Genomic DNA, 13663 nt, shown 5'->3' with positions numbered 1-13663 from the left:
CGACACGCGCTCAACGATCTTCGCGAAGGAGCGGCGGCCGCTCGTGACACACTTCCCGGGTGCCTCCCGCCTCGTGCCCGTGCGGCCTCGCCGAGTCCTACGCCGCCTGTTGTGGGCGGTTCCACGACGGCACCCTCGCGGCACCCACGGCCGAACTGCTGATGCGGTCGCGGTTCAGCGCCTTCGCCGTCGGGGACACCGCGTATCTCCTGCGCACCTGGCACCCCGACACCCGGCCGCGGCGGTTGCGGCTGGACCCGGGACAGGAGTGGACGCGGCTGCAGATCCTCGGCCGCACCGGTGGCGGCCTGCTGCAGACCGAGGGCACGGTCGAGTTCCGGGCGCACTACCGCCACCACGGCCGGGACGGGTTCCTGGAGGAGAACAGCCGCTTCCGCCGCGCGGACGGCCAGTGGGTCTACCTCGACGCGGAAGCCTGATCCCAAGATCGAACCGTAGCCCGGAAACCGCCCCACGCCACGCCTTCGCCGTGCTAAACAAAGCGGCGATGGGAAAACTGACGCGCCGGGCCCGGGCCAAAGCGGACTACCTCGGCTTCCTCGGCGCCCGGGAGTGGCCGCTCGCCGCGTCCGGGCTCGGCGTTGTCCTCGGCGTCGTCACCATCCTGCCGAGCGCCGTCGGGGTCGTGCTCTCCGTCGTCGCGCTCGCGCTCGGCGTCGCCACCTTCACCCGGGACGTCCGGCTGCTGCGCCGTCGCTGGGCCGGGTTCGCCTTCACCACCATCGCCGCGCCCTTCCCCACGGCGGAACTGCCGCCGCCGTCGGCCTACCCGCCGTCGGACTACCTCGCCGTGCCCGCGCGCGGGACCGCGCTGGTCAGCGCCGCGATCGACCGCGAGCTGTGGACCGAACGGCACACGATCGACGTCGCCGAGGAGCCCTACCGGCTGCCGCCCGCGCTGAAAGCCACCGCGCCGCACGTCCTTCCGCTGCGGGCCCGCGGCCGCCTGCTCTTCAACGGCCCCATCGTCGGCATGCGCGGCGACCCGCTGCCGGCCGCCGGCGCGCGGCCCGCGCCGATCCGGCTGCACCGCGCCCGGTTCTTCGACGCCGTCTGCTCGAACGAGCTCGGCACGCTCCGGATCACCCGCGCCGACACCGGCGAGGAGTACGACCTGCGCAAGGCCGAGCTGACCGACACCGACGGCGCCCTGCGCGAGCTCGGCAGCAGCACGCTGGCCGACCTCATCGGCGTCTCGACGGTCGCTTTCACCACCGACGGCAAGCTCGTCACCGTCCGGCAGTCCTCGCTGAACGCCGTGAGCGGCCTGCTGCTCGCTCCCTCGGGCAGCGGCTCGCTCGAGCCGCGGGACCTGCGGACTCCCGACGAGAACGCGCGCCGGTTCCTGCACACCGCCGTCCGTGCCGGGATGGAACGCGAACTGTGCGAGGAGAGCGGACTCACGCCCCAGGACGTTCGCGACACCAAGGTCGTCGGGTTCGCGCGCTGGATGGAACGCGGTGCCAAGCCGGAGTTCTTCGGCGTGACCGAGCTGGCGGTCGACAGCACCGAGGTCGCCGCGCGCCGCCCGGCCAGCGGGGAACGCCTGTACAGCGCCGGGCTGACGCTCTTCGACGTCGACCTGCCGGCGATCGGCGCCGCGCTGGCCGGCGGTGTCCCGCTCAGCGAAGCATTGCCGCAACGAATCTGGGAGGACGGCTCGCTGCCCCTCCTGCTGGCGTTGCGCGCCGCGGCGGCGTGGCAGACGGCGCGGGTCTGACCGATTCGCCCCTGTTCCCGGCGTGACCGGACCGCTACGATCGTCCGCAATTGTTAGGAAAGTTCCCTAACGATGGCATGCTGTTCCCCACGCCGCCGTGGTGCCTAGGAGGCGCGCTAGTGAGCTATCGGCAGAGAAGAACCCTCGTCGCGGCGGCGGTGCTCGCCGTCGCCGTGAGCGGGGCGACCGTCCCGGCGGCCGCCGGGCAGGTCCAGGCGAGAGCGACGGTCGCGGCCGCGGGTCCGGCCACCGCCGTCCCCGGCTTCCTGATCCAGACGTCGGCGCAGGTCGGCGACGACTCGGCGGTGTCGAAGCCGGGGTACAACACCAGCGGCTGGTACCCGGTCGGCCCGCGCTCGACCGTTTACGCCGGCCTGCTGGCCAACGGCAAGTACGCCGACCCGTTCTACTCGACGAACATGAAGAACGTGCCGGCCGCGGACTTCCAGGTCCCGTGGTGGTACCGCACCGACCTCACCGTCACCGACCCCGCGCAGCGGACGTACCTCGACTTCAGCGGCGTGCTGTCCAAGGCCGACGTCTGGGTCAACGGCACGCGCGTCGCCGACAAGACGCAGGTCACCGGCGCCTACACCCGCCACGACCTCGACATCACCGCGCTGGTGAAGGCCGGCACGAACAGCGTCGCGTTCAAGGTCTACCCCAACGACCCGAACAAGGACCTGTCGATGGGCTGGATCGACTGGGCCCAGACCCCGCCGGACCAGAACATGGGCATCGTGCGGGACGTCCTCGTCCGGCGCAGCGGCCCGGTGGCGCTGCGCGGCGGCCACGTCGTCACGAAGCTGACCGGGCTGAGCCACGCCGACCTCACGGTGAAGGCCGACGTCCGCAACGACTCGGCGAGCGCGGTCAGCACGACGGTCTCCGGCACGGTAGCCGGCAAACCCATCAGCCAGACGGTTTCCCTGGCGGCCAAGGAGAAGAAGACCGTCACCTTCCCGGTGGTCGGCATCGACAACCCGCAGGTCTGGTGGCCGGCCGGGATGGGCGGCCAGCCGCTCTACGACCTCGACCTGACCGCGAACGTCGGCGGCGCGGCGTCCGACTCCGCACACGAGAGCTTCGGCGTGCGCACGGTGACGGCCAACAAGAACTCGAGCGGCGGCCGGTCCTACACGATCAACGGGCGCCCGCTGCTGATCAAGGGTGGCGGCTACTCGCCGGACCTGTTCCTGCGCTGGAACGAGCAGTTCGCGGCCGACAAGCTCGCCTACGTCAAGGACCTCGGGCTCAACACCGTGCGCCTGGAGGGGCACATCGAGCCGGACGAGTTCTTCGACCTCGCCGACCGGATGGGCGTGCTGACGCTGCCCGGCTGGGAGTGCTGCGACAAGTGGGAAGGCCAGGTCAACGGCGAGGAGAAGGGTGACCCCTGGACCGCCGCCGACTACCCGGTCGCGAAGGCGTCGATGACCGCGGAGGCCGAACGGCTGCGCGACCACCCGAGCGTCATCTCCTTCCTCATCGGCAGCGACTTCGCGCCCGACGCGACCATCGAGAAGAACTACCTCGACGCGCTGAAGGCCGCGGACTGGCCCACCCCGGTGGTCCCGGCCGCGTCGGCGAAGTCGTCGCCGCAGCTCGGCGCGTCCGGCATGAAGATGAACGGCCCGTACGACTACGTCCCGCCGAACTACTGGTACGACAAGGCGCACACCGACCTCGGCGGCGCGTGGAGCTTCAACTCCGAAACCAGCGCCGGGCCGGACATCCCGACCATGGACACGCTCAAGCGGATGATGTCCTCGAGCGAGCTCGACACGATGTGGAAGAGCCCGTCGACGGCGCAGTACCACCGGTCGTCGTCCTCGACGTTCGCCAACCTGAAGCTCTTCGGCGACGCGCTCACCGCCCGCTACGGCAAGCCGGGGAGCCTGGACGACTTCGTCCGGAAGGCGCAGCTGGCGCAGTACGAGAACGTCCGCGCCGAGTTCGAGTCGCATTCGCGCAACTTCAGCGACAGCTCGAACCCGGCCACCGGGATCATCTACTGGATGCTCAACAGCGGCTGGACGTCGCTGCACTGGCAGCTGTTCGACGCCTACCTCGACCAGAACGGCTCCTACTTCGGGGCCAAGAAGGCGAACGAGCCGCTGCACATCCAGTACTCGTACGACACGAAGTCCGTCGTGGTGGTCAACCACAACCACGACGCGGCGTCGAACCTCACCGCGTCCGTGAAGCTCTACAACCTCGACGGCACGGAGAAGTTCAACCAGTCCAAGGCCGTTTCGGTGAGCGGTGACGGCGCCAAGACGACCGCGCTGACCATCGGTTCGGTGAGCGGGCTGTCGACGACGTACCTGGCGAAGCTGGTGCTCACCGACTCGTCGGGCAAGGAGGTCAGCCGGAACGTCTACTGGCTGTCCACCAAGGCCGACACGCTCGACTGGGGCAACAGCGACTGGTACTACACGCCTCAGTCCGCCTACGCGGATCTTTCCGGGCTGAACGGCCTGGCCCAGGTGTCGCTGGGGTCGACCGCCACCACGACCACCAACGGCGACGGCACCACGACCACCAAGGTGACGCTGACGAACCCGGCGTCCGGCAAGGTGCCGGCGTTCTTCGTCGACGCGCACGTGGTCGGGACGGCGGGCGCGCCGGTGCTGCCGGTGCGCTGGACCGACAACCAGGTCAGCCTGTGGCCGGGCGAGTCGACGACGCTGACGGCGACCTACCGGACCGCGGACCTCAAGGGCGCCAAGCCGTCCGTGCGGGTCGCGGGCTGGAACACCGGGACGAAGACGATCCCGGCGGACGGCACGGGCACCCCGGGCACCCCGGCCGACTACCAGGCCGAGGACGCCACGATCACCAGCGGTGTCGCGGAGTCCAACCACGCGGGCTTCACCGGCACCGGGTTCGTCAACTACGACAACGCGACCGGCAGCGCGGTGGAGTTCACCGTGAACGCGGCCGCGGCGGGCAGCGCGAACGTCGTCCTGCGGTACGCCAACGGCACCACGGCGAACCGGCCGATGGACATCTCGGTGAACGGCATGAAGGTGGCGTCCGGGGTGGCGTTCGGCGGCACCGGGAACTGGGACACGTGGCAGACCGTCACGATCCCGGTCACGCTCCCCGCGGGCACGTCCAAGATCAAGGCGACCGCGACGACCGCCAACGGCGGCCCGAACGTCGACAAGATCACCGTCTAGTTCCCGACCGAGGGCGGCACTTTCCCTACGAAAGTGCCGCCCTCGGTCATGCCCAGAGGAGGCGCTGGGCGCGGTCCGGGTCGGCCACCGTCGTGGAGACGTCGTCGAAGATCCGCGTGACGCGGTCCTGGGGGCGGTAGCGCGGCCAGCCCGGGTCGCCCGTGGCGATGAAGCGGACCCACGCGCCGAACACCTCCGTCGCCACCGCCTGCATGCGCTCGGCCGGGAACGTCCGGCCGGCGAAGAGGAACCGCCAGTTCTTGTTGCGGATGTCGTCGAACACCAGCGGCAGGTCGAGGCCGTGCGCCGCGCCGAGACCGCGGCCGCGCGGGGCGATCCGCCAGTCCAGCCGGTACATCCAGGCGTCCGGCTGCCTTTCGGCGAAGCGGATCGCCGGGATCCACCAGTCCCCCGCGGTCAGCGCGCGGTTGCGGACCTGGTCGTCCGGCCAGCCGGGGAGAACCGAGGCGTACGCCGCGACGGCCTTCTCGATCTCCTCGGCGGTCAGCATCGTCGAGCCGACGCCCAGCAGCTTCGCGCCGCCCGACTGCAGCCAGCTGAACAGGTCCTCTTCGTCGGCCGTCGTCCCGATGAGCAGCGGGATCTCACGGACGCCGTCCAGCGGTCGCCGCGGAAGCAGTTCGTCGCCGACGACCACGCGGTAGGTCACCTTGGTGCCGGACACCGCCGAAACCCGTTGCTGCGCTTCGAGGATCCGCGTCACCGGGAGATCGGCGAGGTCCCGGGGCGAGGCGTCCAGCTCGGAAAGGACCGCGTCGGCGACCGCCGCGCCCTCGGCCGGGGTGTGCACGACCGAGCCGACGCCGGTGCCGCTCTGCACGATCGCCTGGTGGACGAGCCCCCGCGTGGCGGGCACGGCGAGCAGCGTCCCGACCGTGCGGCCGCCGTTGGACTGCCCGGCGAGCGTCACGCGCCCCGGATCGCCCCCGAACGCACCGGCGTTGTCCCGCACCCACTCGAGGGCGGCGACCTGGTCGCGCAGGGACGGGTTCGAGTCGGCGACGCCGGGTAGGTGCAGCATGCCGAGCACGCCGAGCCGGTAGGCGACGGTCACGACGACCACGCCAGCGCGGGCGTACGCGGACGCGTCGAACTGGTGCGGCGCGCCCATCACGCCCCCGCCGCCGTGGATCCACACCAGCACCGGGTACGAGCCGGGCGCCGCGGGCGCGTAGACGTTCAGGTAGAGGCAGTCCTCGTCGCCGGTGAACCCGCGGCCGGTGAGCGCGGGCTGCGGTGCCCGCGGCGCCCAGTCGGTCGCTTCACGGACGCCGCTCCACGGCCGCACCGGCCGGGGCGCGCGGAACCGCAGCTCCCCCACCGGCGGCTCGGCGTAGGGGACGCCGAGGAACGCCCGGACCCCGTCCCGCTCCACCCCGCGCAGCGCACCGGCCGCGGTCTCCACCGTCGTCACGGACCCAGCCTACGAACTTGCCCTGGAGCGCGCTCCAGCGTGTTGACTGAGAGCCATGAGCGCAGCCGAGAACAAGCAACTGCTGAGAACCGCCTTCGCCGCCTGGGCCACCGGGGACATCCGGCCGCTGATCGCCGCGATGGCCGACGACGTCACCTGGACCGTCAGCGGGCACAACAGCTGGTCCGGCACCTTCGCCGGCAAGGACTCCGTCCGCCGTGACCTGCTGGGCCCGCTCGGCGAGCAGTTCGAGGGCACCTACACCAGCACCGCGAGCCGGTTCGTCGCCGAAGACGACGTCGTCGTGGTCGAAACGCAGGGCAGCGTCGCCACCAAGACCGGCGCGCGGTACGACAACCGGTACTGCTTCGTCTTCCGCCTCGAAGACGGCCGGATCCGCGAGATCACCGAGTACATGGACACCCAGCTGGTCGCCGAGGTGCTCACCGAGCTGGCCCGGTGACACCCGCCGCGACCCCCGGGTGATGATTACCCCGTGCACATCGCGGCAGAGATAGTGGCGCTGGTCGTGACCGTCCTCGTCGTCAGCGCCGGAGCGCGGCGGCTGGACTGGTCCGCCCCGCTGTGCCTGATCGTCGTCGGCGTCGCCGCCTCCTACGTCCCCGGCGTGCCCGAGGTCCACCTCGACCCCGAGGTCGTGCTGCTCGGCCTGCTGCCGCCGCTGCTGTACTCGGCGGCCATCCAGACGTCGCTCGTCGACTTCCGGAAGAACCGCAGCGCCATCGGGCTGATGTCGGTCGGGCTCGTCGTGTTCACCACGCTCGGTGTCGGCGTGGTCGCCTGGGCGGTGATCCCCGGTCTCCCGCTGGCCGGCGGCATCGCGCTCGGCGCTGTCGTCGCGCCGCCGGACGCGGTCGCCGCCAGCGTCGTCGCCCGCCGGGTCGGCATGCCGCGCAAGCTGATCCGGCTGCTCGAAGGCGAGAGCCTCTTCAACGACGCCGCCGCGCTGGTCGCCCTCCGCACGGCCATCGCCGCGCTGGCCGGGTCGGTCAGCCTGTGGCAGGTCGGCGCCGACTTCTTCCGCGCGGCCATCGGCGGGGCCGTGGTCGGGCTCGTCGTCGGGTTCGCGGCGGCGTTCGTCCGGGCCCGGCTGAACGAGCCGGTGCTCGACACCGCGCTGTCGTTCGCCGTCCCCTTCATCGCCTACATCCCGGCCGAGGCGATCCACGGCTCCGGCGTGCTGGCGGTCGTCATCGCCGGGCTCATCCTCGGGCACAAGGCGCCGCAGATCCTGTCCGGCTCGACCCGGCTGGCGTCCCGGCTGAACTGGCAGACCATCGCGTTCCTGCTGGAGAACATGGTCTTCCTGCTGATCGGCCTGCAGCTGCGGCGGATCCTCGCCGAAGTCGGCGAGAGCGGGCTGTCGCTGGCGATGCTCACCTGGATCTGCGTCGCCGTGCTCGCCGCGACCATCCTCACGCGCGTGCTGTGGATGGCCGGCATCGGCACCGTGAAGCGGGTGGAACGGCACCTGCTGCCGGACAAGCCGCGGGCGAAGATCTGGCCGTGGCGCTACTCGGCCGTGATCGCCTGGGCGGGCATGCGCGGCGTGGTCACGCTCGCGGCGGCGTTCGTGCTGCCCGCGGACACCCCGCAGCGGGCCGTGCTGGTGCTGGCGGCGTTCGTCGTCGTGGCCGGCACCCTGGCCGTGCAGGGCATGACGCTGCCGCCGCTGATCCGGAAGCTGCGCCTGCCGCGGCCGGACCCGGCGGAGGACGCGCTGCAGGAGGCGGCCGTCCTGCACGACATGACCCGCGCGGCGCTGGCCAAGCTCGAAGAGATCCGGACCGACGACGACCCGCCGGAGATCATCCAGCGCCTGCGCGACCGGCTGCAGCACCGCGCCGACTCGGCGTGGGAGCAGCTCGGGCGCCAGAGCGCGCTGGCCGAGACGCCGAGCGACGCCTACCGCCGCCTGCGGCTGGAGCTGCTCGACGTCGAGCGCCGCCAGTTCCTCAAGGCCCGCGACAGCGGCAGCGCCGACGACGACGTCCTGCGCAAGGTGCTGGAGCGGCTCGACATCGAAGAGTCCATGCTGGACCGCGACGAGGACGAACCCGACGTCGAAGGCCGCGAACTGCGCACCCCGGCCGCGACCGCCGGCTCGTGCAAGCACCTGGCCCACGAGTGGGTCGACAAGGACCCGAGCTCGCCGGACACGTGCGCCGCCTGCATCGAAGAGGGCACGACGTGGGTGCACCTGCGGATGTGCCTGAAGTGCGGCAACGTCGCCTGCTGCGACTCTTCGCCGCGGCGCCACGCCACCCGGCACTTCCACGAGTCGCGGCACCCGGTCATGCGCAGCTTCGAGCCGGGCGAGACGTGGCGGTGGTGTTTCGTGGACAAGCAACTCGGCTAGTGTCGGGGCCATGAGCACGCCGGAGCAGGAGATCGAGTACCGCCAGCACCGTTTCAGCCCGCCCCCGGGCGCGACGGAGATCTTCCTGGTGCGGCACGGCGAGTCCGCTCCCGCGCGCGGCGACAACCCGTTCGAGCTGGTCGAGGGCCAGGCCGACCCGGAGCTCGCACCCGACGGCCGCGACCACGCCCGGCGCGTCGGCGACCGGCTGGCCGGCGAGCGCATCGACGCGATCTACGTGACGACGCTGCGGCGCACGGCCGAGACCGCCGCGCCGCTGGCGGAGAAGCTCGGGCTGACGCCGTCCGTCGAGCGGGACCTGCGCGAGATCCACCTGGGTGACTGGGAGAACGGCCTCTTCCGCAAGTACAGCGCCGACGGCCACCCGATCATCGAACGGCTGTGGGAGGAGCAGCGCTGGGACGTCATCCCGGGCGCGGAGTCCGACGAGGCGTTCGGCGCGCGGCTGCGCGGCGCGCTGACGCGGATCGCCGCCGCCCACCCCGACCAGCGCGTCGCCGTGTTCACCCACGGCGGCGTGATCGGCGAGGTGTTCGCGCAGGCCAGCCGGTCGGTCGAGCGGTTCGCGTTCCTCGGCGCGGACAACGGCTCGATCTCGCACCTCGTGATCCACGGCGACAACTGGATCATCCGGCGCTTCAACGACACCGCCCACCTGGCTACGCCGCTCGGCTGAGCTTCCCCGCCGCGACGAGCTGCACGGTCACCAGGATCGAGACGGCTTCCGCGGCCAGCAGCCCGATCAGCACGAGCACCTGCGTCAGCCCCGCTTCGATCGGCCCGGCGCCGCCGAGCAGCACGCCGACGTAGGCGCCGGGGAGCGTCACCAGGCCGACCGTGCGGGTCTGGTCGAGCGCCGGGATCAGCGCGTGGCCCGCCGACGGGCGGCAGATCTCCAGCGCGGCGGGGCGGGGCAGGAACCCGAGGGCGAGCGCGGCTTCGTACTCGCCGTGGCGGTCCCTGAGCTCGTCGAGCGCGCGCCGGGCGGCCTGCGACGTCGCGGTCATCGCGCCGCCGATGACGATCCCGGCGATCGGCACGACGGCGATCGGCTTCGGCGGGACCACCCCGGCGCCGAGGACCAGCGCGAGCACCGGCGCGACGCCGGCCGCGATCGCCAGCGCCGTCCACGGCAGGTTCGCCCACCGGCCGGCGCGACGCGCGGACGTCACGGCGGCGATGCCGAACATCAGCAGCACGAACAGGCCGGTCAGCGGCGCCGACCGCAGGACGGCGGTGATCACGAACGACACGAGGGCCAGCTGCGCGACCGCCCGGACGGCCGCGATCAGCACGTCACGTCCCCGCCCGAGCCCGCCGGCCTGGACGACCGCGGTGCCGGCGAGGGCGAGCAGGACCAGCACCGTCACCAGGGCGGGGCCGAAAGTGATCGCGGCGTCGTTCACGCCACCCATGGTGGGCGTCAGACGGCGCAGCTGAACTGGCGGCCCGGCTCGGCGACGGTCTTCTCGGCGACGACGAGCCCGTCGACGACGATCCGGCAGCGCAGCTCGCCGGGACCGGGGTTCCGCGCGGCGACGCTGTAGAACTCGGTGCGGCCGGCCGGGCCGACCCGGGTGAACGCGGCCGACCACGGCGTGGCGACCTCGGCGTGCTGGGTCAGCACCGAGCCGGCGCCGGCGTAGGTGACGTCCTGGGCGCCGTGCGCGCCGAGCAGTTCGTAGACGACGGAGTGGCTCACGGTGGCGACGGCGGCCGGCACGACCGGCGCGGCGACGGGCTCGACCTTGGCCGGCCCGCGAGCCGACCGCGGCACGACGAACGACGTGACCGCGAAGGCCGCGGCGAGCACGCCCAGGACGACCACGACGCTGCCGGCCGACCGGGTGCGGCCCTGGTCGCGGCCCGCGGTGTGAGCACCCATGAAGAGGTCTTCTCTCGTCGCGCGCACCCTCGCCGGGTGCGTCGATCTCTATCTCGCCGTGACCTCACCGCGCGTTAGCCGTTACCCGCCGGGTTTCACCCGAACGGGTGCCGCCCGGTTTTTGTCGGTGCCGGGGTGCATGATCGGGGTGTGTACGAGGAGGCGGCACCACCCCGGCGCCTGGCGGGCGTGGCGCGCTGCGTGTGGCGATCGGCGTCGGCGGGCCCGAAGCGGATCGTCCCGGACGGCTGCCTGGACCTGGTGGTCGGCGACGGCGGGGTGTTCGTCGCGGGCCCCGACACGGCGTCGTGGTCATCGGTGACGAGGCCCGGGGCGGTTTTGCGGGGTGTCCGGTTCAAGCCGGGGCACGCGCCGGCGGTGCTGGGGGTGGCGGCCGACGAGCTGCGGGACCGGCGGGTGTCGCTGGGCGAGCTGTGGGGGCGGTCCGGGGAGGAGCTGGCGGAGCGGTTGCTGGCGGGTGAGGTGTCGCCGGCGGGGGCGGTGGAGTCGCGGCTCGCCGCGGTGGAGGTGGAGTCGGAGGACTGGGCGGTGGCGGAGCTGATCGAGAAGCTGGACGCGGGGGCGGCGAGGGTCGCCGATGCCGCGGCATGCCTGGCTCGCGGTGATGCCGGACCAGCGCAAACCGGAGCACAGTCCCGCGCGGCCACCCGGCTCGAAGAACCCTCCGCCGTCAGCGAGCGGCGCTTGCGGCGGCGGTTCGTCCAAGCCGTCGGCTACGGGCCGGCCACCTACCTGCGCGTCGCCCGGTTTCAGCGGGCCGTCGCGCTCGCTCCGCGCCTTTCCGGCCTCGCCGCGCTCGCCGCCGCCGCGGGGTACTCCGACCAAGCCCACCTCAGCCGGGACTGCCGGGCCCTCACCGGCCTCACCCCGCGTCACTACTTCCGCCCATCCTCCACTGTGGACCCAACCCGGCGTGACCGGCTCCGTTCGGCGTAACCCGCACAGTCAACCGGAAGTGGACCCTCCTCCGGTGAGGTAAGCGGACGGTAAACGGCCACCAAGAGCGCTATTCTCCCCTCGACCGGTGATCAGGGAGGGCGTGTGGCCACCATCAGCGACGTCGCGGCGAGGGCCGGCGTCTCCACGGCGACCGTGTCGCGCGCGCTCAACGGGAAGTCCACTGTGGACCCAACGCTCGCCGCGCGGGTGCAGGAAGCGGCCGCCGAGCTCGGGTATCACCCGAACGGGCTGGCCCGGAACCTGCGCCGGCAGGAGACCGCCGTCCTCGCGCTGATCATCTCCGACGTCGAAAACCCGTTCTTCACGGCCATCGCGCGTGGCGTCGAAGACCTCGCGCAGCGGTCGGGCTACTCCGTCGTGCTCTGCAACTCCGACGAAAACGAGGACAAGGAGCGCCGCTACATCGAGGTCGCGCTGCAGGAGCGGGTCGCCGGGGTGGTGCTGTCGCCGACCGGCCGCTCGACGAACGTCGAGGGCCTGCGCCGCCAGGGCACGCCGCTGGTGGCCGTCGACCGCCCGCTGCCCGCCGAAACCGGCGACCAGGTCCTGGTCGACACGCGCCACGCGGCCGCCGAGGCGACGCGCCACCTCCTCGCGGGCGGCTACCGCCGGGTCGGCTGCCTGACCGGCCCGGCCGGCGTCCGCACGGCCGACGACCGCCTGGCCGGGTACGCCGACGTGGTCGGCGAAGCGAACGTCGTGTCCCGGCGGGCGGAATACCGCGCGGAGGGCGCCCGGCTGGCGGCCCTGGAACTGCTCGACGAGCCCCAGCCGCCGGACGCGCTGCTGGTCGCGAACAGCACCATGGCGATCGGCGTGCTGGAGGCGTTGTCGTCGCGGGGCCTGCGCTCGGGACGCGACGTCGGGATCGTCTCGTTCGACGACGCGCCGTGGACGACGCTCATCGACCCGCCGCTCACGGTGGTCGCCCAGCCGGCGTACGAGGTCGGCCGCGTGGCGGCGCAGCTCCTGCTGGCCCGGATTTCGGACAGCGGCCGCGAAGCCACGACCACGACGCTCGAAGCGACGTTGATCGAGCGGAAGAGTTCGCGCCGCTGACGCGAGGACCGGCTCACGTGCGCGAGGGGTGGAGCGACGTGCCCAGGGGGCCGGCTCGTGCCGGGCCTCCAGGCACGCCCCACCCCCTGTGTCCCCCATGACCGGCGCGAACACCGCCGGATCCTGTGAGCACGGAGCGGAAATCGTTTACTCACACGGAACGTAAAGCCACGCAAGCACACTGTCAAGCCTGGACATCGTCACCCGATGCCGTCAGACTGACCGGAAGTTGCCTACTCAACGTGTTGAGTGATGTGCGTTAAGTGTCGATCTCTGGTGAATTCACCCACAGACAGGGCAAGAAAACGCACGAACCCGCACACGCGCGCTGTTTCGGGTTAGTCTGAACCGCATGTCTGTAGCGCTGGAGAACATCCTCGCCAAGGCGGGCCTGAAGGTCGACGCGAACGAGTTCCTCACGCTCGTCGAAGACGCGGCGCGCAGACTGTCACCGCCGAACCCCGATCCTTCGCACTACTTCTCCGCCGACCAGCGCGCCGCGCTCGCCGACGTCGGCCTGGACCTCTCGCCGCGCCGGGAAGGCGAACCGGACTTCCGGGCGCGCACCGTGGCCGCCCACGCCGTCCTCGCCGAAGGCGCGCTCAGCGTCAACGAAGCGGCCAGGGCCCTCGGCGTCGACGACAGCCGCATCCGGCACCGCCTCAAGGAAGGCAGGCTGACCGGCTGGAAGGACGGCGGCTGGCGGCTCCCCGCGTGGCAGTTCGCCGGCTCCGGCGTGCTCCCCGGCCTCGAAGTCGTGCTCAAGGCCCTCCCCGACGACCAGCCCGCGCTGGTCGTCGCCGCGTTCATGAGCACGCCGCAGCCGGACCTCGTCATCAACGAGCATCCCGCGACCCCGCGGCAGTGGCTCCTCTCCGGGGGTGACCCGGACCACATCGCCCGCCTCATCGCCACGCTCGGCTCGCCGTTCTAGGCTGGAGCGTCCCCGAGCAAGATCACCGACAAGGACGGACCA

At 72.0% G+C, this 13663-nt stretch carries 12 protein-coding genes; 9 read left to right on the top strand and 3 right to left on the bottom strand.

From position 1 onward, the window contains the following. The first annotated feature begins 59 nt into the window (after nucleotides 1-59). The 3 genes from ACIQWX_RS29120 (at nucleotide 60) to ACIQWX_RS29110 (ending at nucleotide 4926) form a co-directional block, all read left to right on the top strand. Nucleotides 60-440 carry a YchJ family protein gene (locus ACIQWX_RS29120; protein ID WP_400877462.1) on the top strand — a complete coding sequence of 127 codons (381 nt, stop codon included), beginning with the start codon at nucleotides 60-62 and terminating at the stop codon, nucleotides 438-440. 68 nt (nucleotides 441-508) lie between these two features. Continuing rightward, nucleotides 509-1741 carry a hypothetical protein gene (locus ACIQWX_RS29115; RefSeq protein WP_400877461.1) on the top strand — a complete coding sequence of 411 codons (1233 nt, stop codon included), beginning with the start codon at nucleotides 509-511 and terminating at the stop codon, nucleotides 1739-1741. Between the two features lie 119 nt (nucleotides 1742-1860). Next, nucleotides 1861-4926: a glycosyl hydrolase 2 galactose-binding domain-containing protein gene (locus ACIQWX_RS29110; protein ID WP_400877459.1), complete on the top strand. Its 3066-nt coding sequence runs from the start codon at nucleotides 1861-1863 to the stop codon at nucleotides 4924-4926. 46 nt (nucleotides 4927-4972) lie between these two features. Here the strand turns inward: ACIQWX_RS29110 and ACIQWX_RS29105 are convergent, their stop codons facing one another. Further along, entirely contained in the window at nucleotides 4973-6361 is a 1389-nt protein-coding gene (locus ACIQWX_RS29105; protein WP_400877457.1) for a carboxylesterase/lipase family protein, read from the bottom strand. A gap of 55 nt (nucleotides 6362-6416) precedes the next feature. On the opposite strand from ACIQWX_RS29105, the gene ACIQWX_RS29100 reads away from it, so the two are divergent. From ACIQWX_RS29100 to ACIQWX_RS29090, 3 genes are read left to right on the top strand one after another with little or no spacing between them, the layout of a single operon-like run. Continuing rightward, the gene (locus ACIQWX_RS29100; protein WP_400877455.1) at nucleotides 6417-6824 is read left to right on the top strand and encodes a nuclear transport factor 2 family protein; all 408 of its coding nucleotides are present in this window, start codon (nucleotides 6417-6419) and stop codon (nucleotides 6822-6824) included. A gap of 33 nt (nucleotides 6825-6857) precedes the next feature. After that, a complete protein-coding gene (locus ACIQWX_RS29095) occupies nucleotides 6858-8741 on the top strand; it encodes a Na+/H+ antiporter (RefSeq protein WP_400877453.1) in 1884 nt (627 codons plus the stop codon). A 10-nt stretch (nucleotides 8742-8751) separates the two neighbouring features. Continuing rightward, nucleotides 8752-9438: a histidine phosphatase family protein gene (locus ACIQWX_RS29090; protein ID WP_400877452.1), complete on the top strand. Its 687-nt coding sequence runs from the start codon at nucleotides 8752-8754 to the stop codon at nucleotides 9436-9438. Here ACIQWX_RS29090 and ACIQWX_RS29085 read toward each other — a convergent pair. Further along, nucleotides 9422-10177, bottom strand: coding sequence for an ABC transporter permease (locus tag ACIQWX_RS29085; protein WP_400877450.1), 756 nt, complete (start codon nucleotides 10175-10177; stop codon nucleotides 9422-9424). The two genes, ACIQWX_RS29090 and ACIQWX_RS29085, sit on opposite strands and share 17 nt — an antisense overlap. Before the next feature lie 8 nt (nucleotides 10178-10185). Further along, entirely contained in the window at nucleotides 10186-10647 is a 462-nt protein-coding gene (locus ACIQWX_RS29080; RefSeq protein ID WP_400877448.1) for an MmpS family transport accessory protein, read from the bottom strand. A 150-nt stretch (nucleotides 10648-10797) separates the two neighbouring features. On the opposite strand from ACIQWX_RS29080, the gene ACIQWX_RS29075 reads away from it, so the two are divergent. From ACIQWX_RS29075 to ACIQWX_RS29065, 3 genes are all read left to right on the top strand, one after another. Beyond that, nucleotides 10798-11604: a helix-turn-helix domain-containing protein gene (locus tag ACIQWX_RS29075; RefSeq protein WP_400877446.1), complete on the top strand. Its 807-nt coding sequence runs from the start codon at nucleotides 10798-10800 to the stop codon at nucleotides 11602-11604. Nucleotides 11605-11709: 105 nt separating this feature from the next. Continuing rightward, a complete protein-coding gene (locus ACIQWX_RS29070) occupies nucleotides 11710-12687 on the top strand; it encodes a LacI family DNA-binding transcriptional regulator (protein WP_400877444.1) in 978 nt (325 codons plus the stop codon). Between the two features lie 352 nt (nucleotides 12688-13039). Next, nucleotides 13040-13621: a DNA-binding protein gene (locus tag ACIQWX_RS29065; protein ID WP_400877442.1), complete on the top strand. Its 582-nt coding sequence runs from the start codon at nucleotides 13040-13042 to the stop codon at nucleotides 13619-13621. Nucleotides 13622-13663: the final 42 nt, after the last annotated feature.

The organism is Amycolatopsis sp. NPDC098790 (genome assembly GCF_044759945.1).
GTDB lineage: Bacteria > Actinomycetota > Actinomycetes > Mycobacteriales > Pseudonocardiaceae > Amycolatopsis.
The sequence above is the reverse complement of the archived record's forward strand: the minus strand, read 5'-3'. Positions and strand labels throughout refer to the sequence as shown.

What these genes read in the sequence shown, in the direction of transcription:
- ACIQWX_RS29100 (WP_400877455.1), top strand. Translation starts at nt 6,417, where the DNA reads ATGAGCGCAGCCGAGAACAAGCAACTGCTGAGAACCGCCTTCGCCGCC.
- ACIQWX_RS29115 (WP_400877461.1), top strand. Translation starts at nt 509, where the DNA reads ATGGGAAAACTGACGCGCCGGGCCCGGGCCAAAGCGGACTACCTCGGC.
- ACIQWX_RS29065 (WP_400877442.1), top strand. Translation starts at nt 13,040, where the DNA reads ATGTCTGTAGCGCTGGAGAACATCCTCGCCAAGGCGGGCCTGAAGGTC.
- ACIQWX_RS29085 (WP_400877450.1), bottom strand. Translation starts at nt 10,177, where the DNA reads ATGGGTGGCGTGAACGACGCCGCGATCACTTTCGGCCCCGCCCTGGTG.
- ACIQWX_RS29090 (WP_400877452.1), top strand. Translation starts at nt 8,752, where the DNA reads ATGAGCACGCCGGAGCAGGAGATCGAGTACCGCCAGCACCGTTTCAGC.
- ACIQWX_RS29080 (WP_400877448.1), bottom strand. Translation starts at nt 10,647, where the DNA reads ATGGGTGCTCACACCGCGGGCCGCGACCAGGGCCGCACCCGGTCGGCC.